Origin of the sequence: Pseudogemmobacter hezensis (assembly GCF_013155295.1) — a bacterium.
Lineage (GTDB): Bacteria > Pseudomonadota > Alphaproteobacteria > Rhodobacterales > Rhodobacteraceae > Pseudogemmobacter > Pseudogemmobacter hezensis.
The window spans coordinates 177,163-201,239 of the sequence record NZ_JABJXT010000009.1; the positions used below are offsets into that span (position 1 = coordinate 177,163).

The 24,077-nt window shown below is 63.1% G+C and carries 26 protein-coding genes; 21 read left to right on the forward strand and 5 right to left on the reverse strand.

Features of this window, described 5'->3' with window-relative positions; translation table 11 throughout:
* Positions 1 to 2: 2 nt before the first annotated feature.
* The 6 genes from proB (at position 3) to msrA (ending at position 7,256) form a co-directional block, all read left to right on the forward strand.
* A complete protein-coding gene (gene proB, locus HOY34_RS12145) occupies positions 3 to 1,118 on the forward strand; it encodes a glutamate 5-kinase (RefSeq protein ID WP_172363249.1) in 1,116 nt (371 codons plus the stop codon).
* Positions 1,119 to 1,223: 105 nt separating this feature from the next.
* Positions 1,224 to 2,483, forward strand: a complete 1,260-nt coding sequence (locus tag HOY34_RS12150; protein ID WP_172363250.1) for a glutamate-5-semialdehyde dehydrogenase — start codon at positions 1,224 to 1,226, stop codon at positions 2,481 to 2,483.
* Positions 2,484 to 2,618: 135 nt separating this feature from the next.
* Entirely contained in the window at positions 2,619 to 3,911 is a 1,293-nt protein-coding gene (locus HOY34_RS12155) for a DUF3422 family protein (RefSeq protein ID WP_172363189.1), read from the forward strand.
* Positions 3,912 to 3,971: 60 nt separating this feature from the next.
* Positions 3,972 to 5,351, forward strand: coding sequence for an NAD(P)/FAD-dependent oxidoreductase (locus tag HOY34_RS12160; RefSeq protein WP_172363191.1), 1,380 nt, complete (start codon positions 3,972 to 3,974; stop codon positions 5,349 to 5,351).
* A gap of 155 nt (positions 5,352 to 5,506) precedes the next feature.
* Positions 5,507 to 6,673, forward strand: a complete 1,167-nt coding sequence (locus tag HOY34_RS12165) for a M20 aminoacylase family protein (protein ID WP_172363193.1) — start codon at positions 5,507 to 5,509, stop codon at positions 6,671 to 6,673.
* A 76-nt stretch (positions 6,674 to 6,749) separates the two neighbouring features.
* Positions 6,750 to 7,256 (forward strand): peptide-methionine (S)-S-oxide reductase MsrA, encoded by a 507-nt coding sequence (gene msrA / locus HOY34_RS12170; protein ID WP_172363195.1) that lies wholly within the window; start codon positions 6,750 to 6,752, stop codon positions 7,254 to 7,256.
* A 30-nt stretch (positions 7,257 to 7,286) separates the two neighbouring features.
* Here the strand turns inward: msrA and HOY34_RS12175 are convergent, their stop codons facing one another.
* Positions 7,287 to 8,060 carry an RES family NAD+ phosphorylase gene (locus tag HOY34_RS12175; protein ID WP_172363197.1) on the reverse strand — a complete coding sequence of 258 codons (774 nt, stop codon included), beginning with the start codon at positions 8,058 to 8,060 and terminating at the stop codon, positions 7,287 to 7,289.
* Positions 8,020 to 8,403: an MbcA/ParS/Xre antitoxin family protein gene (locus tag HOY34_RS12180; RefSeq protein WP_172363199.1), complete on the reverse strand. Its 384-nt coding sequence runs from the start codon at positions 8,401 to 8,403 to the stop codon at positions 8,020 to 8,022. Before HOY34_RS12180 ends, HOY34_RS12175 begins: the two co-directional genes overlap by 41 nt.
* A gap of 174 nt (positions 8,404 to 8,577) precedes the next feature.
* Here HOY34_RS12180 and HOY34_RS12185 point away from each other — a divergent pair, with 174 nt between their 5' ends.
* From HOY34_RS12185 to HOY34_RS12245, 13 genes are all read left to right on the forward strand, one after another.
* On the forward strand, positions 8,578 to 9,027 hold the full coding sequence (locus HOY34_RS12185) for a MerR family transcriptional regulator (RefSeq protein ID WP_172363200.1): 450 nt from the start codon (positions 8,578 to 8,580) through the stop codon (positions 9,025 to 9,027).
* 259 nt (positions 9,028 to 9,286) lie between these two features.
* Positions 9,287 to 9,952, forward strand: a complete 666-nt coding sequence (locus tag HOY34_RS12190) for an RBBP9/YdeN family alpha/beta hydrolase (RefSeq protein WP_172363202.1) — start codon at positions 9,287 to 9,289, stop codon at positions 9,950 to 9,952.
* On the forward strand, positions 9,949 to 10,224 hold the full coding sequence (locus HOY34_RS12195; protein WP_172363204.1) for a hypothetical protein: 276 nt from the start codon (positions 9,949 to 9,951) through the stop codon (positions 10,222 to 10,224). Before HOY34_RS12190 ends, HOY34_RS12195 begins: the two co-directional genes overlap by 4 nt.
* Positions 10,225 to 10,234: 10 nt before the next feature.
* Positions 10,235 to 10,411, forward strand: coding sequence for a hypothetical protein (locus HOY34_RS12200; protein ID WP_172363206.1), 177 nt, complete (start codon positions 10,235 to 10,237; stop codon positions 10,409 to 10,411).
* A gap of 560 nt (positions 10,412 to 10,971) precedes the next feature.
* Entirely contained in the window at positions 10,972 to 11,853 is an 882-nt protein-coding gene (locus tag HOY34_RS12205) for a L,D-transpeptidase (protein WP_253944409.1), read from the forward strand.
* Between the two features lie 34 nt (positions 11,854 to 11,887).
* Entirely contained in the window at positions 11,888 to 12,544 is a 657-nt protein-coding gene (locus tag HOY34_RS12210; RefSeq protein WP_172363208.1) for a thioredoxin domain-containing protein, read from the forward strand.
* A gap of 142 nt (positions 12,545 to 12,686) precedes the next feature.
* Positions 12,687 to 13,766, forward strand: coding sequence for an AbrB family transcriptional regulator (locus HOY34_RS12215; protein WP_216654726.1), 1,080 nt, complete (start codon positions 12,687 to 12,689; stop codon positions 13,764 to 13,766).
* 291 nt (positions 13,767 to 14,057) lie between these two features.
* The gene (locus HOY34_RS12220) at positions 14,058 to 15,104 is read left to right on the forward strand and encodes an ABC transporter ATP-binding protein (RefSeq protein ID WP_436645199.1); all 1,047 of its coding nucleotides are present in this window, start codon (positions 14,058 to 14,060) and stop codon (positions 15,102 to 15,104) included.
* Between the two features lie 3 nt (positions 15,105 to 15,107).
* Positions 15,108 to 16,055 carry an ABC transporter permease gene (locus HOY34_RS12225; protein ID WP_172363212.1) on the forward strand — a complete coding sequence of 316 codons (948 nt, stop codon included), beginning with the start codon at positions 15,108 to 15,110 and terminating at the stop codon, positions 16,053 to 16,055.
* Positions 16,048 to 16,851: an ABC transporter permease gene (locus HOY34_RS12230; RefSeq protein WP_172363214.1), complete on the forward strand. Its 804-nt coding sequence runs from the start codon at positions 16,048 to 16,050 to the stop codon at positions 16,849 to 16,851. The genes HOY34_RS12225 and HOY34_RS12230 overlap by 8 nt, the downstream gene beginning before the upstream one ends.
* 57 nt (positions 16,852 to 16,908) lie before the next feature.
* Complete coding sequence (locus HOY34_RS12235; RefSeq protein WP_172363216.1) at positions 16,909 to 17,937, forward strand: extracellular solute-binding protein; 1,029 nt, start codon at positions 16,909 to 16,911, stop codon at positions 17,935 to 17,937.
* A 91-nt stretch (positions 17,938 to 18,028) separates the two neighbouring features.
* Complete coding sequence (locus tag HOY34_RS12240; RefSeq protein ID WP_172363218.1) at positions 18,029 to 19,699, forward strand: amidohydrolase; 1,671 nt, start codon at positions 18,029 to 18,031, stop codon at positions 19,697 to 19,699.
* Positions 19,700 to 19,935: 236 nt separating this feature from the next.
* Positions 19,936 to 20,250 carry an antifreeze protein gene (locus tag HOY34_RS12245; protein ID WP_172363220.1) on the forward strand — a complete coding sequence of 105 codons (315 nt, stop codon included), beginning with the start codon at positions 19,936 to 19,938 and terminating at the stop codon, positions 20,248 to 20,250.
* 53 nt (positions 20,251 to 20,303) lie between these two features.
* Here HOY34_RS12245 and HOY34_RS12250 read toward each other — a convergent pair whose 3' ends face one another.
* Together HOY34_RS12250 and miaA are read right to left on the reverse strand one after the other, a co-directional pair.
* Positions 20,304 to 21,101, reverse strand: coding sequence for an AraC family transcriptional regulator (locus tag HOY34_RS12250; RefSeq protein ID WP_172363222.1), 798 nt, complete (start codon positions 21,099 to 21,101; stop codon positions 20,304 to 20,306).
* A gap of 234 nt (positions 21,102 to 21,335) precedes the next feature.
* On the reverse strand, positions 21,336 to 22,202 hold the full coding sequence (gene miaA, locus HOY34_RS12255; protein WP_172363224.1) for a tRNA (adenosine(37)-N6)-dimethylallyltransferase MiaA: 867 nt from the start codon (positions 22,200 to 22,202) through the stop codon (positions 21,336 to 21,338).
* A 283-nt stretch (positions 22,203 to 22,485) separates the two neighbouring features.
* Here miaA and pyrH point away from each other — a divergent pair, with 283 nt between their 5' ends.
* Both pyrH and HOY34_RS12265 read left to right on the forward strand, forming a co-directional pair.
* Positions 22,486 to 23,214 carry a UMP kinase gene (gene pyrH / locus HOY34_RS12260; RefSeq protein ID WP_172363226.1) on the forward strand — a complete coding sequence of 243 codons (729 nt, stop codon included), beginning with the start codon at positions 22,486 to 22,488 and terminating at the stop codon, positions 23,212 to 23,214.
* 168 nt (positions 23,215 to 23,382) lie between these two features.
* A complete protein-coding gene (locus tag HOY34_RS12265) occupies positions 23,383 to 23,700 on the forward strand; it encodes a hypothetical protein (protein WP_172363228.1) in 318 nt (105 codons plus the stop codon).
* 43 nt (positions 23,701 to 23,743) lie between these two features.
* Here the strand turns inward: HOY34_RS12265 and HOY34_RS12270 are convergent.
* Positions 23,744 to 24,077 (reverse strand): GNAT family N-acetyltransferase (locus tag HOY34_RS12270; RefSeq protein ID WP_172363230.1); only part of this gene is annotated, 334 nt, incomplete at its 5' end.

The following is a 24,077-nucleotide window of genomic DNA, read 5'->3' on the forward strand; positions in this document are numbered from 1 at the left end:
CGATGCTGCAGGCCCCCGATGTGCGGGCGGCACGGCGGCTGGTGATCAAGATCGGCTCGGCCCTGCTGGTTGACCGGGCAAAGGGGCTGCGTCAGGCTTGGCTTTCGGCGCTGGCGCTGGATGTGGCCGAGGCGCGGGTGCGCGGCACCCAGGTGGTGCTGGTCTCCTCGGGCTCGATTGCTTTGGGGCGGATGGTGCTGGGCCTGCCTGCCTCGGGAGAACTCTCGCTGGAACAGGCGCAGGCGGCGGCGGCGGTGGGGCAGATCCGGCTGGCGCGCGCCTATGAAGAGGTGCTGGCGCCGCATGGCATCACCACCGCGCAGATTCTGGTCACGCTGGAAGATACCACCGACCGCCGTCGCTATCTGAACAGCCGCGCCACGATGGAGACATTGCTGGGCTTGGGCGTGGTGCCGATTGTCAATGAAAACGACACAGTTGCCACCGATGAGATCCGGTTTGGCGACAATGACCGGCTGGCCGCGCAGATTGCGGTGACGGCGGGGGCGGATCAGCTGATCCTTCTGTCGGATGTCGATGGCTTCTATTCCGCCAATCCGAAAGAGGATCCGACCGCGCATCGTTTCGATCTGGTCGATCACATCACGCCCGAGATAGAGGCGATGGCCGGGGATCCGATCTCGGGTCTGTCAAAGGGCGGTATGAAAACCAAGCTGATGGCCGCCAGGACCGCTGTTGCGGGCGGCTGTGCCATGGCGATCATGGAGGGCTCGCCCCTGCGGCCGCTGAAAGCGCTGGCCGAGGGCGCGAATCGCACCTGGTTTGTGGCTGAGGCCGACCCTCAGGCCGCGCGGAAGCGCTGGATCAATGCGATGAAGGAAAAGGGCCGGATCCGGGTTGATGCGGGCGCGGTCACAGCGCTGCGCCAGGGCAAAAGCCTGCTGCCTGCGGGCGTGGTCGCCGTTGAGGGCCGCTTTGGCCGGGGCGAGCCGGTGGGAATCCTGGGGCCTGCCGGTGAGGCACTTGGAAAAGGGCTTATTCGCTATACATCGGATGAGGCGCGGGCGATTGCCGGCCACCGCTCGGGTGAGATAGAGGCGATTTTGGGCTATCAGGGCCGGGCGGCGCTGGTGCACCGCGACGATATGGTGCTGTGATCTGGTCGGGCGCCAGGTTCCGGGCGCCGGGGGCCAGCCCCCGGAACCCCCGGGATATTTTCGGACAGATGAATGGGCGCAGGGGGCGCAGAAATGGGTGAGGCTATGGACGGTCAGTTTTCCGATTTGATGGTGCGAATTGGAACTGCTGCACGCGATGCGGCGGCAGAGCTGGCTTTCGCCCCACCAGAGCAGAAGGCCCTTGCGCTGCGCAGGGCGGCGGAGGCCGTTGAGGCGCGCTCGGATCTAATTCTTGAGGCCAATCAGCAGGATATTGCATTCGCTGAAAGCAAGGGATTGTCGCCTGCGATGCTGGATCGCCTGCGCCTTGATGCGGGCAGGGTTGCGGCAATCGCGGGCGCTTTGCGCGATGTCGCAGACCAGCCCGATCCCGTCGGGCGGGTGCTGGCAGAATGGGATCGCCCCAATGGTCTGCACATCCAGCGGGTGGCGACGCCTTTGGGCGTGGTGGGCGTGATTTATGAAAGCCGTCCGAATGTGACGGCGGATGCCGGGGCGCTGTGCCTGAAGGCCGGGAATGCGGTGATCCTGCGCGGTGGGTCGGAAAGCTTTCATTCGTCAGCGGCGATCCATGGGGCCATGGTTGAGGGGCTGCGCACCGCTGGCCTGCCCGAGGCTGCGATCCAGCTGGTTCCCGTGCGCGACCGGGCCATGGTTCAGGCCATGCTGACGGCGGTTGATTATATCGATGTGATCGTGCCGCGGGGCGGCAAGGGCCTGGTCGGTCTGGTCCAGGCCGAGGCGCGGGTGCCGGTATTCGCGCATCTGGAAGGCATCTGCCACGTCTATGCCGATGGCGCGGCCGATCTGGAGAAAGCGCGGCGCGTGGTGCTGAACGCCAAGACCCGGCGCACCGGGATCTGCGGCTCTGCCGAGTGCCTGCTGATCGACCGGGCGTTTTACGACAAACATGGTGGGGTGCTGATCGAGGATCTGCTGGCCGCGGGGGTTGAGGTGCGCACCGAGGGCGATCTGCTGACGATCCCCGGCACCATTCCTGCGCAAGCCGATGATTTCGGGCGCGAATATCTTGATATGATCATCGCGGCGAAGATCGTCGATGGCGTTGACGGGGCGATTGCGCATATTCGCCGCTATGGCTCGAACCACACCGAATCTGTGCTGACCGAGGATGATGCGGTGGCAGCCCGCTTCTTTCAGCGCCTCGATTCGGCGATCCTGATGCGCAATGCCTCGACCCAATTCGCTGATGGGGGCGAGTTCGGGATGGGCGGCGAGATCGGCATTGCCACCGGGAAGATGCATGCGCGTGGTCCGGTCGGTGCCGAACAATTGTGCAGTTTCAAATATCTGGTGACCGGGGATGGCACGATCCGCGGCTGAATGTCGCGCTGAACGTCCCCCCGCATTGTCTTTGTTGCAACAGATTGCCCGCATACCCTGGTATGCGGGCTTTGTGCTGGCCTCATCCCCGGGGTCGGGCGTAACCCGATGAAATCGCAACCATGGCGAGTGACCATGCCTCCTGTTTCTGACCACCCGCTTCGCTATGCTACGGTGAATGAGCTGCATGCGCGGCCCTTTCCGGCGCTGGATCTGCCCTGTACCGCCGTGATGATGGCCTTCAAAGAGCCTGTGGACGCGGCGGGCCGTGACCGCAGCCGCGACCGCGCGCATCTGCTGGATCTGCTGGATCGCAATGGTGCTGCCCATCCGCAGCCTGAGGCTACGCATTTCTCGGGCAGCCTGGGCCGCTCAGAGCTGAAATGGGAAAGCCATACCGAGTTTGTGACCTATTCGGCCTTTACGCCCGGCGTCTCGGCGCGGCCCTTTGACCCGGTCGAGACCGAAGTGTTTCCCGAGGACTGGATCTCATCCGCGCCGGGCGGGCGCATTGCCTCGGTCCTGATCCGGATTGAGACGATGCCGGACAGCAAAGAGGACATCTATGCGCGGGCCGAGGAATGGTTCGTGCCCGAAAGCCTGGCTTTGTCGACAGTGGTCGATGGGGCGGCGGTGATCGCGGGGGATTTCCGCATCGATCCGGCCGGGAATATGCGGTTCGCGGTCTTCGTGCGCCCTGGCACCGGGCGCAGGCGGGTCGGGCGCATCGTGCAAAGGCTCTGCGAGATTGAGGTTTATCGCGCGGTCTCAATGCTGGGGCTTATCCGGGCGCGAGAGCTCGCGGCAGAGCTGAATCGCCTGGACCCGCGTCTTTCGGCGCTGATCTCTGGGCTCGATAGCTCGGGCGGCAATGGGCCTGCGCCCGAGGCGGCGCTGCATGATCTGCTGTCGATCTCTTCCGAGCTGGAGCGCCAGGCGGTGCGGGTCTCGTTTCGTTTTGGCGCGACCCAGGCCTATGAGGCGATCCTGCATCAGCGCATCCAGGTCTTGCGCGAAGAGCGGCTGGAAGGGCGGCAGACCTTTGGCGAGTTCATGATGCGTCGCTATGATCCGGCGATGCGCACGGTGAAATCGGCGGCAGTGCGGCTGGATACGCTGTCGACGCGGGCCGAACGCGCCGCCGAGCTGCTGCGCACCCGCGTCGATGTTGATCGCGCCGCCCAGAACCAAAGCCTTCTGGAAAGCATGGATCGCCGCGCCGATCTGGCGCTGCGTTTGCAGCATACGGTTGAGGGGCTCTCGGTGGTGGCGATCAGCTATTACGCGGTCAGCCTGGCCTCTTATGCGCTTTATCCTCTGGGAATAATGGCGGGGCTGTCGAAAGAGATGTTGACTGCGGGGCTGGTTTTGCCAGTGCTGGGGCTGGTCTGGCTGGCGGTGCGGCGGATCAGGAAAAGCTTCCACTAGGGGCGGCTGCCTGATCTGCGGCACTTGGGATTTACAGCGCTTGGGGTTGCGGGACGAATTATGACATTTCCCATTCATGACGGCATTCTGCCGCGCCATCAGGCCGTGTTGCCTGCTGCCTGCGATACGGTGGTGATCGGTGGCGGCATCATCGGGGTGATGACGGCGCGGGCGCTTGCGAAAAAGGGCCAGCGGGTGGTTCTTTGCGAAAAGGGCCTGATCGCGGGCGAGCAATCCAGCCGCAACTGGGGCTGGATCCGCCAGCAGGGCCGTGACCCGGCCGAGCTGCCGATCATGATGGAAAGCCTGGCGCTCTGGCGCGGGCTGGCGGCCGAACTGGGCGCGGGGGCAGGGGCGGGATCCGCCTCTGGCACGGGCGAGCGGCTGGGCTTTCGGCAAAGCGGTGTCCTTTATCTCGCCAACCAGGAGGCCGATATGGCGGGCTTTCAGGCCTGGCTTGATTCGGTCGCGGGCTCTGGCGTTGACAGCCGGATGCTTTCGGCGCGCGAGGTGGCGGATCTTGTGCCCACGTCACAGGCGGGCTGGGTCGGGGGGCTGTGGACGGCCTCTGATGCGCGGGCAGAGCCCTGGGCGGCGGTGTCGCTTTTCGCCGATCTGGCAGCGGCAGATGGGGTGGTGATCCGTGAGCATTGCGCGGTGCGCTGTCTGGATCTGGCCGCCGGGCGGGTTGCTGGCGTGGTGACCGAGGCTGGGCGGATCGCCTGCGATCAGGTGATCGTCGCGGCAGGCGCATGGTCCCGGCTTTTCCTGCGCGCCCATGGCGTCAGCATTCCGCAGCTTTCGGTGCTGTCCTCTGTCGCCGCGACCGGGCCCTTGCCCGATCTTTTTCAGGGCGCTGCGGTTGATCGCCATTTCGCCTTTCGCCGCCGCGCCGATGGCGGCTATACGCTGGCCCCCGGTGATCATAACGATTTCTACATCGGCCCCGATGCCTTCCGCGAGTTGCGCAGCTATTGGCCGCTGCTGGGGCGCACCTTCGGGCAAACTGCGATGCGGCCAATGGCGCCCAAAGGCTTCCCCGATGCCTGGTCCACGCCGCGCAGGCTGGATGGCGATCGCGTCTCGCCCTTTGAAAATCTGCGCATCCTGAACCCGCGCCCGAATATGCGCGCGCTTGAACGGATGCAAAACCGCTTTGCCGCCGCCTTCCCGCAAATCGGCAAGCCACGGCTGACCGCCACCTGGGCTGGCATGATTGAGACCATGCCCGATATCGTGCCGATCATCGACCGCACGCCAAAGCTGCCGGGGCTGATCATCGCCACCGGGCTTTGCGGCCATGGTTTCGGCATCGGGCCGGGCATGGGGCGGGTGATCGCCAGCCTGACGCTGGGCGAGGAAATCGGCCATGACATGCGCCGCTTCCGGCTGTCGCGTTTCAGCGATGGCTCGGTCCTGGTGCCTGGCCCCAGCCTTTAACGACCCTCAGCCTTTAGTGCCGGCAGCCTTTAGCGCCCCTCGGCCTTTAGCGCCTCGATATTCATCGCATTCCGCACCAGGGCAGGGTGCTGCGCATAAGGGGGGCTTGCCCTTCGCCCCTCAGAGGTTCAGTTTCGCCCCTGAAGGAGAGCCTTATGCCCGTCAGAAACCGTTTCGCCGAACTGGCCCCCGAGATCAAAGCCTGGCGTCAGGATTTCCACCGCCACCCAGAGCTGAACTATGAGCTGCCGCGCACCGCCGCGCGCGTGGCCGAGCTGTGCCGCGCCTTTGGCTGCGATGAGGTGACCGAGGGGATTGGCCGCTCTGGCGTGGTGGCGGTGATCCGTGGCCGCCAGGACAGCCAGGGCCGCGTCATTGGCCTGCGTGCCGATATGGATGCGCTGCCGATCCATGAACAGACCGGCGTTGATTACGCGTCAGAGACACCCGGCATCATGCATGCCTGCGGCCATGACGGCCATACCGCCATGCTGCTGGGCGCGGCGAAATACCTGGCCGAGACCCGCAATTTCGACGGCACCGTCATCTGCATCTTCCAGCCCGCCGAAGAGGGCGGCGGCGGTGGCCTCGCCATGGTCAAAGACGGGTTGATGGAGCGGTGGAACATCCAGGAGGTCTACGGCATGCACAATATGCCCGGCCTCGCGGTTGGCAATTTCGCCATTCGCCCCGGCGCGATCATGGCGGCCTCGGATGAGTTTGCGATCACCCTGACCGGGCGCGGCGGCCATGCCGCCAAACCCCATGAGGCGATTGATACCACGCTTGTCGCGGCGCATCTGGTGGTGGCGCTGCAAAGCATCGTCTCGCGCAATACCGATCCGCTGCAATCGGCGGTGGTCTCTGTCTCGACGATTGCCAGCGACAGCAGCGCCTATAACGTGCTGGCGCAAGAGGTGCGGATGCGCGGCACCATCCGCACGCTGAACGAAGAGGTGCGCCAGATGGCCGAGGCCCGTCTGCGCCAGATCTGTGAGGGCGTCGCTGCGACCTATGGCGCAAGCGTGGCGATTGATTTCCGCCGCGGCTATCCGGTAACCGAAAACAACGCGGCAAATACCGGCTATGCCGCCCTTGCCGCTCGCCAGATCAGTGCCAATGTAGATGAGGCAGTCGCTCCTTTGATGGCGGCTGAGGATTTCAGCTATATGTTACAGGCGCGGCCCGGGGCCTATATCTTCCTCGGCAATGGCAATACCGCGCCTTTGCACCACGCGGGCTATGACTTCGACGATGAGGCCGCACCCTATGGCGCCAGCTGGCTTGCTGCCATGGCCGAGACGCGGATGCCGATAGCCTGAACCCGGTGTGGGGCGCTGAACTGACCAATACTCTGAACCACCGATAGCCTGAACCTCTGAGAGAGGAGAATTCACGATGACAACCGAACGTGCCGTTCTTGCCGGGGGCTGCTTTTGGGGCATGCAGCAACTGATCCGCCGCCTGCCTGGCGTGATCGACACCCGCGTCGGCTATACCGGCGGCGAGGTGCCCAATGCCACCTATCGCAACCACGGCCGCCATGCCGAGGCGATCGAGGTGATCTTTGATCCCGCCCGCCTCAGCTATCGCCAGCTGCTGGAGTTTTTCTTCCAGATCCATGACCCGACCACGCCTGACCGCCAGGGCAATGACCTCGGCCCCAGCTACCGCTCGGCGATTTACTGGGGGAATGAGGGGCAGCGGGCCACCGCAATCGACACCATCAAAGATGTCGATGCCTCGGGTCTGTGGCCCGGCCCTGTGGTGACCGAGGTCGAGCGCGTCGCGGATTTCTGGGAGGCTGAGCCCGAGCATCAGGACTATCTTGAGCGTCAGCCGAATGGCTATACCTGCCATTTCCCACGCCCGGGCTGGGTGCTGCCCAAACGCGCCACCGCATAAGCGGCGGGCGCATGCGCTTCTGGACAGGCCTCAGCGCGCGCGGGGCCTGTCCCATTTCATGACGGCAAGTCTGGGGTCGGCGCTGAAGGTGTCGCGCGGGTAGTCGATGCCCTGGCGGGGATGTTCGCGCAGCGCCATCGCGCCGCTTGCGCTAAGGCGGATGCGCCAGGTCTGGCGGTCCTGCACACCCGGTGCCGCAAAGGCCGTGCAGCTCAGCACCGCCAGATTGGCATCGCCCTTCGGGTCGCGCAGCGATCTGTAGCGGATCACCTCACCCTCTGCGGCGCGAACACTCTCAGCCAGATCCTGGCAATGACTGTAATCGCTCAGATGCGTAAAGCGCGGATCATCCGCCAGCGGCCCGGTGGTCAGATCCAGCGCGCGTTCGGTCGCCAGTTTTGCCGCAAAGGCGGTATATTCGGCGGGGCCATCGGGGAAGGGGGTCTGTGGGCTTTCGGCGTAAAAGAGGAAACGGTAGAAGACCATCTCGGCCAGCGCGGTCTGCACCTTTTCCGCCCCATACCAGACGCCAGGCGTCAGCCCGGCGCGGCGAAACCGCGAGCCATGCGGATAGGGGCGATAGCGAAACGGCGTCGCCAGCAGGTAATCAAGCCCCTGGCAGGCGGCGGGCATAACGGGCTTGGTCGTCTCAAGAATATCCTCAAGCATGGCCTGTTCGGCCAGGCTGTCGACCAGCTTCAGCGTCGAGACCAGATGCTGCGCCTCGACCAGACGCCATGCCCGCCCGCTCCAGGCGGTAAGTTCAAAGCCGGGCGCGGCGGGTGTCGAGATAGGTGCAGACATCGACAAGCCCCTGAACCGATGTGATTTTCTCTGCCGGGATGCCCCCCAGCGCCAGATTGTCGGCCACCATCCAGGCCCGCGCCACCGCCTCATCGCCGCCGGTAATCGCATCAAGCGCGCGAAACAGCCGCACCAGCAGCGCAGACAGCTCCCAGGCTTTGCTGCCCTCTTCGATGCCAGCCATGCCCTTTTTCAGCCGCGAGACGCTGGGTTCCGACAGGCCGATGACCCGCGCAAACTGCCGCGCAGTCAGGCCAAGCCGCTCTGCCGAGCGCAGCGCGGCCCGGGTCAGCACCTGGCTGCGGTCAGGGATCTCCATTGCGAAGGCCGGAAATGCGAGCATGATATGTCCTTTCTGGTGAAAATATAACGCATATAAGTTTCACGGGAAAGAAGTATCTCTGCGCGTTGCAATAAACCGGGTATACAGCCCCCGCAGACAGCCGGCAGAGGGGCTGGGTCTTGTCTGTCGTCTCTCAATATCTATATCGTTTAGAGGTATAGATATGAGGCGATCATGCTGACGATTGGAAAACTGGGCCAGCGCACCGGGGTTAAGGTGCCGACCATCCGTTATTATGAGCAGATCGGCATGCTGCCCGAGGCAGAGCGCTCTGCCGGAAATCAGCGGCTTTATGGCAAGGCCGCCGAGGATCGGCTGCGCTTCATCCGCCATTCGCGCGATCTTGGCTTCCCGCTTGAGGCGATCCGCGATCTGCTGTCGCTGTCAGATCAGCCGGGGCAATCATGTGCCGCAGCGGATGGCATTGCCCGCCAGCAGCTGACCGCGGTGCGGGCGCGGATCTCGCGGCTGCAGGCCCTTGAGGCCGAGCTGGAGCGGATGCTGATCCAATGCGCCCATGGCACGATCGGGGATTGCCGGGTGATCGAGGTGCTGGGCGACCATCGGCTTTGCGATCATGATCATGGCGCAGATGCCCAGGCTTTTGCGCCCGGCGACGCGTGACGGCGGGCCTGGTTCTGCGCAAAGGGGCAGTAGCCTGATCGGGGCAAAGCGGCGCTGACGACGGTGCAAGGGGGGAATCCTATTCTGTTCCGGGGTCCGTCTTTAGAATCTCAATCACGATAAATCATATAGTCTTTTCTTGCAGGCCGCGCTGATCAGGCCCTGATCTCTGTCGCAGTGAACCGCGCAGGGCGTCAGGGATGATGGTGCAGGGCGGCCTGTCGCTGATCTCTGCAACCCGCAGGAAAGGACCAGGAGAATGATCAATACGCTTATCGTTCCGGGCCTTGACGGATCCGCCGCCCCGCATTGGCAACATTGGTGGGCGGCGCGTGACCCGCATGCGCTGACGGTTGAACTGTCCGATCCCCATCGCCCCGTTGCGGCGGTCTGGGAGGTCGAACTGGCCTCGATGATTCTGGCGCATCCTGACTGTGTGCTTGTCGGCCACTCGCTGGGGGCGGTGCTGATCTCGCGAGTGCTGACGCAATGGCCGCATCTGCGGGTGGCGGGGGCGCTGCTGGTGACGCCGGCGGAAACGGCGGGGGCGGATCGGATTGGTCACTTCGGCCCGATCCCTGAGGCTGTGCTGGATCTGCCGGTGATCGTCGCGGCCAGCCGCAATGATCCCTGGATGAGTTTTGCCCGTGCCGCGCAGCTGTCGCGGGCCTGGGGCGCGGACCTCGTGGATCTGGGCTTTGTTGGCCATATGAATGCGGCGGCAGGGTTTGGCCCCTGGGAAGAGGGGCGTCAGCTGCGCAACCAGCTGCTGGCCGAGGCGCAGGCCCCTTATCCGGCGGCCATTGCAAGTGCCGGGCTGGCGGCAGCACATCTGGGAAGGGCGCCAGGACAGGCCGGGCGGGACGGTGCCGAGCGGTGGAGCGATAGCCGCGGCTTTGGCGGCGCCAGAGGGGCTGTGGCATGACGATTGGCATATCGCAGCCAGGCGCTGCCCGCGCGCCCGGTGACCATCCTGCCGCAGGCCACTCTGCCCAAGGCGGTCGCCCGGCCCGCTATGCTTCCGTGCAGGTGGCACGGCGGACGGCCGCGCAGGCCCCACGGCGGGGGGCAATGGTGCTGGCGGCAACCGCAATGGCTGCGGTGCTGGTGCTGACGGTGACGCCGAAAGGTGCATTCGCCTTCCTCAGCGCCAATCCGGCCGCAGCCTGGCAGGACGTGAACACCTCAGAAAGATAAGGAGAAAGCCATGATCTATAACGGTTTCGATCCCGCCATTCTGGCCTGGATTTCCGGCGAGGACAGGGTGGTCTCAGCGCAGGTTCAGGAAGAGCCGATAACGCCCCTGGAGAAATATGTCCTGATCGGGGCCTCGGTTCTGGTGCTCCTGGTCGCCGCTGCATTGATCAGTGGCGTGTTGGGCTGAGCATATAGCGGGCCCCGGCCCGGCTTATGCCTTGGCCCCGCCGGTGTTTTGGCCGAGCCGGGGTTCTGGTCCCGCCGGTGTTCTGGCCGCGCCGGTATTCTGGCCAGCACATGACCTGGGGCCTGATGAGTATCCCCTTGCAACACCCCGGGTGACGTTTCGCCCGGGGTGTTTTCTGGCTGCGGGGCAGCGCCCTGTGACCGGCAGAATCAGCGCTGCGCCCCCATGATCCAGCGCGGGAAATGCCGCCGCGCCCCTTTTATCCGGGGCGCTCCTCATCTGCAGGGCGGGCAGGTGATCCGTGCTGCGGGTTGTTTCTCAGGCGCAAACCCTGGGCAAAGGCGGTCTGCTGCCGGGGGCAGGGCGCTGATCTTTCATTTTCTCGCGCAGCTGTGTAAGAGCGGGGCTTGACCAGCGGCTGCGGATCATGGCGCATGACGCCAATGGCTTGCAGATCCTGTATGGCCTTTGGGGAAGTGCGCATTGTCGGTGGATTGCAGCCCGGGATCCTGCCAGATCCGGGTCAGACCAGGCTTTCACCGGCGCGAAAGGACAGTGGAATGGATGTAGTGGTCGGCCGGCGTACGGCGCTTTTGATGACATTGTCGGGCCTCGTCTCGGCTTGCGGACCACGGGTTCCTGATTCCGCCGTGCAGCCCGATCCGGCTGCCAATGTGCCGCCCGAAGTGCTGGCCATGTATGCCGCTGTCGAAGACGATGGCTTTTCCATTCCGGCCGTGCCGCCGCGCTATCTGATCCCTGAGAATGTGCGCAGCGAAGTGGACCTGGCGATCACCGAGCCGCCCGGCTCGATCATCGTCGATCCCTGGCAGCGCTATCTCTATTTCATTCTGGGCAACAACCGGGCGCGGCGCTACCGGGTGGCGGTTGGCGATCAGGGGCGGTCGTTCGAAGGTGAGGCGGTCGCTCAATACGCGCGGAACTGGCCCAGCTGGCGGCCGACCGACAATATGATCCGCGACCGTCCCGATATGTATGCGGCCTATGCCGGCGGCCTGCCGGGCGGGCTGCAAAACCCGCTGGGGGCGCGTGCGATCTATCTGTTCCGGGGCGGGCGCGACACCTATTACCGCATTCACGGCACCAATGAGGTGGCCTCGGTCGGTCATGCGACCTCAGCGGGCTGTATCCGCATGTACAATCAGGATGCGATCCACCTGGCGGCCACCTATCAGAGGGGCGCAAGGGTTCTGGTGCTGTCGCCTGAACAAAGCGCGGGCGCATTCGGGGCCTTTGTGCCGACGACCACGCCGTATAGCGGGGCCTCTTTTGCCGGCGGCGCGTCACCTGCCACCATGGATCCGACCGCGGTTTCCGCCGCGCCTCTGAATGCCGGTGATGCGGCCTCGGGCAATTATGCCTATCCGGGCGGCTTCCCCGATAGCCCCTATACCAGCCCCTATACCAGCAGCCAGAACTAAGCCGCGCAGGTCCGGGGCCGAAACGGAGAAAGCCATGCAAAGGCGTGATCTGATCCTGAAAGGCCTTGGGGCAGGGATGGGTGTGGGAATGGTGGGCGGGCTGTTGCTGGCCCATCCCTCCGTTGCGCAGGCTGAGGGTGCGGCGGATGATATGATCCCGGGCGAGGCGCCGCGCGACATCACCCATGACCCCGATCAGCCCGTGCTGGGCAACCCTGATGGCGATGTCACCATTGTCGAGTATTTCGACTATCAATGCCCCTTTTGCCGCGAGGGTCACCCGGCCCTCCTGGATCTGGTGCGGCGCGACGGCAATCTGCGCCTCGTCATGAAGGACTTCCCGATTTTCGGGGAAACTTCATTGCGCGGGGTGCAGCTGGGCCTGGGCTCGGTTTCGCTGGGGCGTTATGCCCAGGTCAATGAGGCGCTGATGGCCGGAAAAGGGCGGCGCGTCGATGCGGCCGGGATGGATCAGGCGGTGCGTGCCGCCGGTGTCGATCCCGAGGCGGCGCTGGCGGCCTTTGCGCGAGAACAAGACAAGTGGCACGGGCTGATCAGCCGCAATCTCGCCCAGGCCGATTACTTCCAGCTGCCGGGCACGCCTGCCTATCTGGTCGGGCTGAACCTTTTTCCGCGCGTCGTCACCCCGGATGAGCTGACTTCTGCCGTTGCTGCCATCCGCCGTGGCTGAGGATTTCGGGCACAAGCCTGCGTGCGGTTCTGTGTGCGTTTTGCGGGCAGGCCTGGCGCCCTGGGCCTGCACCCGCGCTTTTGACAACCGCCAGCCCGGGCCTGCGGCCTGATCTGCCTTTTCATCTGCCGGACCTGTGTAAGTGAAAGCCATCCTGTCCACCTTGCCCGCCATCGCCCTCGGAGCAGCGGGGGGCGGCGTTTTCTGGGCGCTTGGCCTGCCCCTGCCCTGGATGCTGGGGGCGCTGTTTTCCACCATGATCGCCTCTGTGTCTGGCGTGCCGCTGAATGGGCCGGGGATGATGCGCCCGGCGGTGGTTGCGGTGATCGGGGTGCTGCTGGGTTCGCGTTTTTCGCCCGAGGTGCTGGGCCATGCGATCACCTGGATCGGCACCCTGTCGCTTTTGCTGCTTTATCTGCTGGTGATCGGGCTGATCACTGTGCCCTGGTATCGCTATCTTGGCGGCTATGACTGGCGCACGGCGTTTTTTGCCGGAATGCCGGGCGGCCTGTCGGAAATGATCGAGCTGGCCGAGGCAAAAGGGGCCCGGCCAGAGCCTGTGATCCTGGCTCACAGCCTGCGTATCGTGGTGACTATCGCGCTGATAGCACTCTGGTTTCGGGTGATCCTGGGTCATGATGTCGGCGGGCAGGGGGCCAGTGCTCTGGGGGATTTTCCGGCCTGGCATGAGGCGGGGCTTTTGCTGGTGGCGGCGGTGCTGGGCAGCCTGATCGGCCATCGTCTGCGCTGGCCTGCGCCCAGTTTTCTGGGCCCGATGGCGCTTTCTGCCGCGCTGCATCTGTCGGGTATTTCCGAGGCAGCGCCGCCAGCCATTCTGGTCAATGCGGCGCAGGTCTTGCTGGGCACCGTGCTGGGCTGCAGGTTTCGCGGCGTGCCGGTGGTGGCGCTGCGGCGGGCGGGGCTGCTTAGCCTTGGCTCGACGGTTCTGGTGCTGGCGGTGGCCCTGGGGTTCAGCCTGTTGATGGAGGCTCTGACCGGAACCAGCCCCGCCCAGGCGATGCTGGCGCTGGCACCGGGCGGGCTGACCGAGATGGGGCTGATCGCGCTGGCGATCCATGCCGATGTCGCCTTTGTCGCGCTGCATCATGTTGTCAGAATCATCATCGTGATCGTCGCAGCCCCGCTGCTTTTCGCGCTGATCGATCGCCGCCTGCCAGGGAATGGGGACCAGGCCTCTGGCGGATCAGATACAGCCGGATGAAAGCCGCCCGAACGCGAATAGGCGCATCTGCCGCAGCCGGGTATAGTTTTGCCCCGCATATCTGCGGGCTGGGCGTGCAAGCGTGGCCCCGCCGCCCGGACACCCTGCTATTCAGTGCTTTTGCCCTGTTTTGGCATTGATTGCCTGCGCATTGGGCAGATGATGGATGAAAATGTGGCACAACCCGCGATTTTCCTTGCTCATCCGATCCGCCTTCTCACAATATGATCAAAATAATCGAAAAGACGAACATACCACAGGGGTGCTGGTTTGACGGAAACTGCAGCCATTATGGCAAAAGACGTGATCAAGGCTTTCGGTCAGGGCGAAACCGTGGTCAGGGCGCTGGACAATGTCAGCGTTGAAATCAAAACCGGCGAGTTTTTCACGCTGCTGGGGCCCTCGGGCTGTGGCAAGACCACGCTTTTGCGGCTGATTGCGGGGTTTGAGATGCCGTCCTCGGGGCAGATCCTGATTGATGGTCAGGATGTGACCGGCCAGCCGCCAAACCAGCGGGCGGTGAATACGGTCTTCCAGTCCTATGCGCTGTTCCCGCATCTCAGCGTGGCCGAGAATATCGGCTTTGGGCTGAAGATGAAGGGCGTGGCCAAGGCTGAAATTGACAGCACTGTCAAAGAGATGCTGGCGCTTGTTAAACTTGAGGCCATGGCCGGGCGCAAGACCAGCCAGCTGTCTGGTGGCCAGCAACAGCGGGTTGCTCTGGCCCGCGCTCTGGCGCCAAGGCCGAAGGTTCTCTTGCTGGATGAGCCGCTTTCCGCGCTGGATCTGAAGCTGCGCAAAGAGATGCAGGTCGAGCTGAAGCGCCTGCAGACCGAGACCGGCATCACCTTTGTTTTCGTCACCCATGACCAGGAAGAGGCGCTGACCATGTCAGACCGCATCGCCGTCATGTCGGCGGGCAGGATCCAGCAGCTGGGCGCGCCGCGTGAGATCTATACAAAGCCGCGCAACCGCTTTGTCGCCTCTTTCATCGGCGAGACCAACTTCCTGAATGCCACAGCGGTGGCGGGTGGTGGCAAGCTGGCCTCGGGGCAGGTGATCGCGGCAGATACGGCGGGCAAGTCCGGTCCGGTTACGCTCGCGGTGCGCCCCGAGCATGTGACGATCACCGCGGCCGATGAGGCAGGCGCGATCCCGGCCGAGGTACTGGGCTCTGTCTATTTCGGCACCGATATGAACTATCAGCTGGCGCTGCCGGACGGATCCGAGATCGAGGCCTGCGTGCAATCGGGCGTCTCGGGCGAGGCCAGCATCGCAAAGGGCGCGAAAGTCGGCATCCGCTTTGCGCCCGGCTCTGTTCTCTTGCTGGAGGACTGAGTCATGGCTGCTACACCGGGGGCTGCTATCACCGGCCAAAGCGAGGCCGAACGCCTGCTTGAAGCCCGCTCGACGCGCAATGCCTGGGCGCTTTCGGCCCCTGCGCTGATCTTGCTGTTTTGCGCCGCAGCGGGCCCTTTGCTGATTGTTCTGGTCTATTCCTTCCTGACCAAAGGCCCCACCGGCGGCGTCGTGTGGGAGTTTTCGACCGAGGCCTGGCTGGGCGTTCTTTACACCCGCGACATCTTCAATGACGGCAATCTGGTTTTGGCCGATGCGCATCTGACGATCTTCTGGCGCTCGGTCAAAATCTCGCTGCTGACCACGCTGATCACCTTTGCGGTGGGCTTTCCGACCGCCTGGTTCATCGCCACAAGGCCGCCGAAAGCCCGCGCTTTCTGGCTGTTCCTGATCACCATCCCCTTCTGGACCAACCTTTTGATCCGCACCTTTGCGATCACAGAGATCATCCGCAACGAAGGTCTGCTGAACAAAGCCCTGATAGGGATCGGGCTGATTTCCGCGCCGATCCGCCTTATGAATACCGATACGGCGGTGCTGATCGGCATGGCCTATGTCTATCTGCCGCTGATGGTGCTGCCGCTTTTTGCCGCCATCGACCGCTTTGACATGCGGCTGCTGGAGGCGGGCTATGACCTCTATGCCAGCCGCCTGCAGGTCTTGCGCCATGTGGTGCTGCCGATTGTGAAGCCGGGGATCATTGCGGGCTCGATCCTTGTGTTCATCCCGTCGCTTGGGGCCTATGTCACGCCGCGCGTGCTGGGGGGCGGCAAGAATATGATGATCGGCAATTTCATCGAGCTGCAATTCGGCCAGGGCCGCAACTGGCCGCTGGGTGCGGCGCTTTCGATGGCGCTCTTGCTGGTGGTGATGCTGGCGATGATCCTTTATGTCCGCACCGCCACCAAAGGGGGCAAGAGCCATGGCTGACAAAACATTCGAGGTTTCGCGCCTGCCTGGCTTTGCCACCACCGCTGTGCTGGTTTTTGTGGCGCTTTATCTGCCGATCTGCACGCTGGTCTTTTACTCGTTCAATGCGGGCAGCACGCTTTCGGTATGGCAGGGCTTTTCCTGGCGCTGGTATATCGACGCATGGGAGAATGATCAGGTTCAGGCTGCCGCGCTTCGGTCATTGCAGATCGCCATCTCGGCCAGTTTCATCGCAACTGTGGTTGCAACCATGGCGGCGCTGGCCACCACCAGGCGCAAAGCCTTTCGGGGCCAGACCGCGATCTATGCTTTCATCAACCAGCCGCTGATGGTGCCAGAGATCGTGACCGCGGTGGCGCTGATGATCCTGTTCGGGGTGATCAAGGCCTATACCGGCTATCAGGGGCTTTGGTATCTGATCCTGGCGCATTCGGCCTTTTGTGTGCCTTTCGCCTATCTGCCGATCCGCGCGCGGCTGGAGGGGATGGACCTCTCGCTGGAATCGGCGGCGGCGGATCTTTACGCCAATCCCTGGCAAACCTTCCGCTTTGTCACGCTGCCTTTGCTGGCACCGGGTATTGCGGCAGGCGCGATGCTGGCTTTCGTGATCAGCCTGGATGACGTGGTGATCACCGAGTTTGTCAAATCCGCAGGCCAGGATACGCTGCCGACCTATATGCTGGGTCAGTTGCGTCGCACGCTGACGCCAGAGGTCAATGCGATCTCGACCGGGCTTCTGGTGCTGACTGTTCTGTTGCTGATCGGGTTCTCGCTTATCAATCGCAAGAAAAACTAAACCACAGAAAAACCGGGCCATAAGGCCGGGAAACACAGCCTCTACAGGGAGATGATGATGAAAAAACTTCTGGGAACAGTGGCGCTGCTTTGTGCCACCGCCAGCTTTGCTGCCGCCAATGACAAAGAGCTGCAGCTTTACAACTGGGGTGACTATACCAACCCCGAGCTGCTGAAGAAATTCGAGGCGGAAACCGGCATCAAGGTCACCGTCACCGATTATGACGCGAATGACACTGCGCTGGCCAAGATCCGCGCCGGTGGCCACGGCTTTGACATGGTGGTTCCCTCGGCCAACTACCTGCCGATTTTCGTCGAAGAGGGGCTGGTCATTGACCTCGACCATTCGAAACTGTCGAATATCGGCAATATCGCCCCCGAATGGCAGGATGTCGAATGGGATCCGGGTCGCAAGAACTCGGTTCCGTGGCAATGGGGCTCGACCGGCATCATGGTCAATAAAACCGTCTATGACGGCGATATCAACACCTCGGCCCTGTGGCTGGATGTGCCGGACGAGCTGAAAGGCAAGATCAACGTCACGCCAGAGATGAACGATATCGTCAATATGGCGGTCTGGTATTTCGGCGGCGAGACCTGTTCCGAGGATCCGGTGGTGCTGAAACAGGTGCGTGACGCGCTGATCGCCGCCAAGCCGGACTGGATCGCGATGGATTACGGCGCGACCGAAAAGATGTCGAGCAATGACTGGGGCGCGACTGTCTACTGGAACGGGGCGGCGCTGCGCTCGCGCATCAACAACCCGGATGTGCATTTCGGCTATCCGAAAGAGGGCTTCCCGCTGTTCATGGATTCGGTTGCGATCCTCTCGGATGCGAAAAACCCCGAGGGCGCCTATAACTTCCTGAACTTCATCATGGAACCGGAAAACGCCGCGCTGATCTCGGCCTATGCGAAATACGCAAATGGCATCACCGGATCCGAGCCTTTCCTGCCCGAAGAGATGAAAGGCGCGCCCGAGATCGAGATCCCGGCCGAGGCAATGAAGGCGGGTCATTTCCTGCAGACCTGCTCGCCCAAGGCCCAGGAATATATGACCGCGATCTGGACCGAGCTGATGAAATAAGCGCCCCCGCGCCCCTGGGGGCGCGACAGGCGCATAAACCGACCAGGGCGGCCCGCAGCGGGCCGCCTTTCTGCCGCATGGAGCCAGCGAAATGTCTGCCGATCTGATTTTCATCAATGCCAAAGTCCTGACCATGGATGAGGCCCAGCCCCGTGCCGAGGCGGTGGCGATTGCCGCAGGCCGTATCCTGGCGGTGGGCAGCAACTCTGATGTCATCACCCGCAAAGGGCCCGCGACGAAAGTGGTCGATGCGGGTGGGCGGATGCTTTTGCCGGGCTTTGTCGAAAGCCATCTGCATCTGGGGCTGGGCGGATCAGAGCTTTACGATCTGCAGCTGGGCAAGGTGCATGGCTTTGACGCGCTGCGCGATGCCTTCCAGGCCTATGCGGCTGCCAACCCGGATTTGCCGTTCCTGATGGGGCAGGGTGCCGATTATGCAATGATCGAGGGCGGCGTGACCCGCCATGACCTTGACCGCATCATCTCTGACCGCCCGATTGCGATGACCTCGCATGACCATCACACCATCTGGGCCAATACGCTGGCGCTGCAGCTTTCCGATACGCTGAACGGCTATGAAACCTCGCCCGGCCATGAGGTGGTTATGGGCGAAGACGGCCTGGCCACCGGCGAGCTGTTGGAATTTGAGGCCTTCAGCCGGATCGTAGCGCTGGCCGGGCGCGGGCGGCTGAACCTTGGCATTGCGACCGGGGGCGAGCCCGATCCCAAACCCAGCCAGGCCGAGCGTGATCAGGACAAGGATCAGTTCGAGATCGGGCTGAAGCATTGCGCGAAATACGGCATCACTTCGATGGTGATGATGGATGGCAATCGCTATACGCTGGAATGCCTGCGCGAGCTGCAGGATGAGGGCCGGCTGATCGCCCGCGTCAAAGTGCCCTTCCATTACAAGCCGAATATGGATCATGCCCAGCTTGACCGCGCGGTTGAGATGACCACCAGCTTCAACGACGAATGGCTGAGTTCGGGCTTTGTGAAGATGTTCATGGACGGGGTGCTGGATTCCGGCACCGCCTATATGATCAACGACTATCCGCTGATCCCCGGCCATAAATCGGTGGCGCTCTTCCCGCCTGAGGTCTTCAATCCGCTGGCCGCCGAGATCGACCGCCGCGGGCTGCAGATCGCCGTTCATGCGATTGGCGATGGCGCGGTGCGCACGGTGATCGACGGTTATGAGGTCGCGCAGCTGCAAAACGGCAAGCGCGACTCGCGCCACCGCATTGAACATATCGAGCTGATCGACCGCGCCGATGTGCCGCGTCTGGGCGTGCTGGGGATCGTGGCCAGCCTGCAGCCCTCGCATCCGCCGGGCGCGATGGATTTCGGCATGGAGCCGACGCTGACCAATATTGGCGCTGCCCGCTGGCCCGATGCCTATCTGCATAAAACGCTGAAAGAGAATGGCGCGCCGATCGCCTATGCCTCTGACTGGGCGGTGACGGATGTGGCGGTGATGCGCTCGGTCCAGGCGGCGGTGACGCGGGTGCCGTTCAGCGAGGATTGCACCGATGAGCGCCTCAGCCTTGAGGAAACGCTGCATGCCTATACGGCGGGCGGGGCCTGGGCTGCGCATACCGACCATATCACCGGGCGTCTGGTGCCGGGGCTGGCGGCGGATCTGGTGCTGCTGCAGGCCGACCCCGAGACGGTGCCCCCCGATCAGCTGGGCGCGGTGCAGGTTGCGCTGACCATCTGCGGCGGGCGCGTGACCTATGCCGCCGAGGGCGAGGCGCTCTGATCTGAGGCTGAGGTTGAGACAGCCTGCTGCTGCACAGAGTTTTGGCACGATGCGTTAAGACGCCCGATGCGGCGCAGATTTGCGACAGATGCGCGGGGGGGATGAAAATTCCCCCCGTTTTTTTGCGTCTGGCCGCTTGTCACCCGCTAACATGCGTCTAGATTGCATCTTTGCACGCAGGCCGCTGGCTTTTTGCCGCTGTGGCCCCCTGCGGCAGATCGCAAGAGGTAGCCGGAATGTTTCCCTTCATGCCACCCAGCCCGTCGCAGATGATGCGGCTGGGGCTTCGCAGTTCGGTCATGCTGGCCGAGGCCCAGGCGGTGATTGCCATGCGCATGGCCGGGATGATGGGGATCTGGCCCGTCTCACCCGATGAGAATGCGCGGATGATCTCTGAAAAGCTGGCGGCTTTGCAGGAGGCCCATGTCGCGGTGATGACGGCTGCAATGAAAGGGGCCTCGCCCACAGCCATGGCCGAGGCGGCGCTGCGCCCGGTGCGCAGGCGCACAAAGGCAAATGCCGCACGCCTGGCCCGCCAGATCAGCGGCTGATCGCAATCGACCAGCCATTTCACCCGGTTGTTTGCGGGCTGTCAGGCTGGCAGTCAGGCCGCCCGTCTGAAGGCGGTCGGCGATTTCCCCGTCAGATGGTGGAAGGCGCGGGTGAAATAGGCGGGCGAGGCAAAGCCCAGGCTGGCCGCGATATGGCCGACCGGGATTTTCGTTTCAGCCAGCAGCCGCTGCGCCTCGAAGATCCGGCGGTCCTGCAGCAGCACCGATGCAGGCTTGCCGCAGGCCTGTTTGCAGCAGCGGCTGAGATGGGTCGGCGTCACATTCAGCTTTGCCGCAAAATCGGCCACCCCCAGGCCAGAGCGGAATTCACGCTCCAGCAGGGTCGCATAGCGGGCCGCCAGGCGGCGGGGGGCGTCGTGATGCAAAGTCTCAGGCTCGGCGCGGTTGATCTGGCGCTCAAGCCACACCCCAAGCAGCCCGACATAATGCGAAGTGGCCCGATCATGGGCCGGAATGTCAGAGTTCATCTCACGGGTGATCGAATCAAGCAGCGTGTTGATCTCATGCTGAGCGTGTGATTCGCGGATGCGCAGATGCTGCGGCTGGGCGGGCAAAGGCAGCGTGCTGTTGCGGCCAAAGAACACCGCCGTGCCGAAAACCGAGGGGCCCGCGTCAAAGCCATGCATCACGCCCGGCGGGATGAAGACCACATTATGTGCGGTATAGCCGCGCGTCGTCCCCTGGACCGTGATGCGGCCCTGGCCTTTGGTGAACCACAAAAGGCAGGGTTCAGACAGGGAACGCATCGCCTCTACCCGCCAGCGGCCAGCGGCAGCAAGCCGCGGAATGGCGAGGACACGAAGGTTGGAGATCGCGGTAAAGTCTTGCATTGCTTCTTATCTTTTCTGCCGATGGCTGCAGCGTAAGCACCGCCCCGGTTAATTCAAAAGCAAAAATGTGGCATTGAGGTTAATTTTTCGCCGCCCAGCCCGGCTGGGATCTTTGCGCCTGAAAGCGGTTATCCATCCTTCAGCGCGGGTCCCGGTGCAGGCCCCGGTGCAGGCCCCGGCGCTGTCCCTGGCCCTGCGCGTCACCCCTGGTTCCATTCCCCGGGGCGAGTGGCGTCAGGGCAGGCTGATCGCCCGCCAGTCCTGCATCCGGCTGCGAAACCAGCTGCGCTGGCGTTTGGCATATTGGCGGCTGGCCAGTTTGGCGCTGGCGACGGCCTGATCCAGTGGCATATGGCCCTCAAGATGGGCGATCAGCTCGGGGGCGCCGATGGCCTTTGCCCAGGGGCGGCCAGGCTCCCATGTTTCGCGCATCGCTTCGGCCTCGGCCAGGGCGCCCTCAGCCAGCATCAGATCAAAGCGCCTGTCGATCCGCGCGTTCAGCCAGTCGGTTTCCGGGCGGATCACCAGCGCCTCGGCGCGCTGGCGCGGGATCAGCGCCGGGCCTGTCCGGGCCTGCCATTCGGCCAGGCCGCGCCCGGTACTGCGCAAGACCTCCCATGCGCGCTGCACCCGGACGGGATTGTTCAGATCGATGCGGGCGGCGGTCTGCGGATCAAGGCCCGCCAGCATTGCGGCATAGTCCCGCTGGCGCAAAAGATCGGCCTCGGCCCGAACCTCTGGCGGCACGGGCGGCACCTCTGCCAGCCCCTCGGTCAGCGCCATAAAGTAAAGCCCGGTGCCGCCGACGATCACCATCGGCCGCTCCATCAGCGCGGTGATCTCGCGCAGCCAGTGGCCGACCGAGTAGTCCTGCGCGGGCGCGATATGACCATAAAGAAGATGCGGTGCCTGGGCCTCATCGGCCAGCGAGGGGCGGGCGGTCAGCACCCGCCAGCACTGATAGACCTGCAGCGCATCGGCATTGACGATCACGCGCCCGTCACGTGCCGCGATCTCCATCGCCAGGGTGGATTTGCCGCTGGCGGTCGGGCCTGCGATCAGCACCGGCAATTCGCGTGAGATCCCGCTTATGTCTGTCACTGTTGTCGGTCCCGGTCCTGGCTATGATCTGGCTGCTGCGTCCTAGTGATTTCGCCCCATGCGGCAGGCGATGCAAGAGGCGATGGAGGGGCCGTGTGCGGGGTTTCGCCGCGCTTCGGTTTTGCGCGGTTACCCGGCAGATCAGCGGTTGATCCCGCCCCGCTTTTCGACCATTTTGCACGCAATTTCAAAATCAGAACAAGACCAGGGGATTCCCATGTCCAGCGCAAGCACAAAGCCCGCTTCCGGGATAGTTACGGGTGGACCCGTGTCAGGATCAGCTATGTCAGGCTCGGGCGTTAAATACTCGCGGGTGATGCTGAAAATCTCGGGCGAGGCGCTGATGGGGGATCAGGGCTTTGGCCTGAACCCGCCCACCGTCGCCCGCATCGCGCAAGAGGTGAAAGCCGTCCAGGAGCTGGGCGTCGAGATCTGTATGGTGATCGGCGGCGGCAATATCTTCCGCGGCCTCGCCGGATCCGCACAAGGGATGGAGCGCACGACCGCCGACTATATGGGGATGCTCGCCACCGTGATGAACGCGCTGGCCATGCAATCGGCGCTGGAGCAGATCGGCGTTTTCACCCGCGTGATCTCGGCCATCCCGATGGATCAGGTCTGCGAGCCCTATATCCGCCGCCGCGCCGTGCGCCACCTTGAGAAAAAACGCGTCTGCATCTTCGCCGCCGGCACCGGAAACCCCTATTTCACCACCGACACGGCGGCGACGCTGCGTGCCAATGAGATGGGCTGTGAGGCGGTGTTCAAGGGCACCAAGGTCGACGGCGTTTATGACAAAGACCCGAAAAAACACTCTGACGCCAAACGCTACGAGACCGTTTCTTACGACGAGGCGCTGGAGAAACATCTCGGCGTGATGGATGCGACCGCGATTGCGCTGGCCCGTGACAACGACCTGCCGATCATCGTATTCTCGCTCGACGAGCCGGGCGGCTTCCGCACCATCCTCTCGGGGCAGGGCACCTATACGCTGGTGAACGCGAAGGGCTGAGCGCGCGGGCCCAGGCCTCGGGGCCTGACACGTTGAAACCCATCAAACACGTTAAAGCCTCCTGTTCTGGGAGGCTTTATCTGTATGTGGTGGCCCTTCGACGCTTTGAGCCCTTAGCGGTCACTTGTGATAAGAGCAGCGCCAGATCACCACGAGTGGGAACGTACAATGACGTTTGAGCTTCCAAGCATTCCTGAAAACAGCGACTGGTTCTACCCGGACGAAGTCGCGTCAAAGCTCATAGCCAGGGAGTTGAAAAGAGAAATCGGTCCACAGCACCCTCTCTTCTCTGTCTCGGAAAGGCTTGTTGTGATTGCGCAATGTAGCGCGAACGATGATGTTCTGGTTCTCGATCCTGAAGACAGACAGAACGTGTTCTGTCTGCATCTAACATGGTCTGGGACATATGATCAGATGCCGACGAAGTACCCAGAATTCTTGACGATATCGAACACGGATCTCACGCGATTTTTGAATGACTACTGAACGCTGACCGTCTGCTTCGTCCCGCAAAGCTGCCATTCGAGGGTTAACCTTTCATTGCCAACCACTCGTTACGCAGAAGGCCATAAATGAGCATATCACACAGCCCCTTGTGCGTCACTTCGTGCTGGCGCAGGTAACCTTCCCGGACAAAACCCAGGCGTTCGATGAGTCTCACCGATGCTTGGTTTTCAGCATCGATTTCCACATAGAGTCGGCGATAATCAGCCTCAGAGAAGAGGTGATCTATCAACTGAACCGCACCGGGTTTGCCGGAGGCTCCAACTCCTGAGTAGGATGGAGCATCATGAGCAAGACGACGAACAAGTTTTCCGCTGAGGTTCGCGAGCGCGCTGTGCGCTTGGTTCTCGACAATGAAG

Coding starts and splice junctions, on each gene's coding strand:
- HOY34_RS12190 (WP_172363202.1), top strand. CDS start 9,287: ATGATCAATACGCTTATCGTTCCGGGCCTTGACGGATCCGCCGCCCCG.
- HOY34_RS12175 (WP_172363197.1), bottom strand. CDS start 8,060: ATGTCTGCACCTATCTCGACACCCGCCGCGCCCGGCTTTGAACTTACC.
- HOY34_RS12205 (WP_253944409.1), top strand. CDS start 10,972: ATGGATGTAGTGGTCGGCCGGCGTACGGCGCTTTTGATGACATTGTCG.
- HOY34_RS12200 (WP_172363206.1), top strand. CDS start 10,235: ATGATCTATAACGGTTTCGATCCCGCCATTCTGGCCTGGATTTCCGGC.
- HOY34_RS12250 (WP_172363222.1), bottom strand. CDS start 21,101: ATGCAAGACTTTACCGCGATCTCCAACCTTCGTGTCCTCGCCATTCCG.
- HOY34_RS12195 (WP_172363204.1), top strand. CDS start 9,949: ATGACGATTGGCATATCGCAGCCAGGCGCTGCCCGCGCGCCCGGTGAC.
- pyrH (WP_172363226.1), top strand. CDS start 22,486: ATGTCAGGCTCGGGCGTTAAATACTCGCGGGTGATGCTGAAAATCTCG.
- HOY34_RS12220 (WP_436645199.1), top strand. CDS start 14,058: ATGGCAAAAGACGTGATCAAGGCTTTCGGTCAGGGCGAAACCGTGGTC.
- HOY34_RS12225 (WP_172363212.1), top strand. CDS start 15,108: ATGGCTGCTACACCGGGGGCTGCTATCACCGGCCAAAGCGAGGCCGAA.
- HOY34_RS12150 (WP_172363250.1), top strand. CDS start 1,224: ATGGACGGTCAGTTTTCCGATTTGATGGTGCGAATTGGAACTGCTGCA.
- HOY34_RS12160 (WP_172363191.1), top strand. CDS start 3,972: ATGACATTTCCCATTCATGACGGCATTCTGCCGCGCCATCAGGCCGTG.
- msrA (WP_172363195.1), top strand. CDS start 6,750: ATGACAACCGAACGTGCCGTTCTTGCCGGGGGCTGCTTTTGGGGCATG.
- HOY34_RS12265 (WP_172363228.1), top strand. CDS start 23,383: ATGACGTTTGAGCTTCCAAGCATTCCTGAAAACAGCGACTGGTTCTAC.
- HOY34_RS12185 (WP_172363200.1), top strand. CDS start 8,578: ATGCTGACGATTGGAAAACTGGGCCAGCGCACCGGGGTTAAGGTGCCG.
- proB (WP_172363249.1), top strand. CDS start 3: ATGCTGCAGGCCCCCGATGTGCGGGCGGCACGGCGGCTGGTGATCAAG.
- HOY34_RS12165 (WP_172363193.1), top strand. CDS start 5,507: ATGCCCGTCAGAAACCGTTTCGCCGAACTGGCCCCCGAGATCAAAGCC.
- HOY34_RS12240 (WP_172363218.1), top strand. CDS start 18,029: ATGTCTGCCGATCTGATTTTCATCAATGCCAAAGTCCTGACCATGGAT.
- HOY34_RS12235 (WP_172363216.1), top strand. CDS start 16,909: ATGAAAAAACTTCTGGGAACAGTGGCGCTGCTTTGTGCCACCGCCAGC.
- HOY34_RS12230 (WP_172363214.1), top strand. CDS start 16,048: ATGGCTGACAAAACATTCGAGGTTTCGCGCCTGCCTGGCTTTGCCACC.
- HOY34_RS12245 (WP_172363220.1), top strand. CDS start 19,936: ATGTTTCCCTTCATGCCACCCAGCCCGTCGCAGATGATGCGGCTGGGG.
- HOY34_RS12180 (WP_172363199.1), bottom strand. CDS start 8,403: ATGCTCGCATTTCCGGCCTTCGCAATGGAGATCCCTGACCGCAGCCAG.
- HOY34_RS12210 (WP_172363208.1), top strand. CDS start 11,888: ATGCAAAGGCGTGATCTGATCCTGAAAGGCCTTGGGGCAGGGATGGGT.
- HOY34_RS12155 (WP_172363189.1), top strand. CDS start 2,619: ATGCCTCCTGTTTCTGACCACCCGCTTCGCTATGCTACGGTGAATGAG.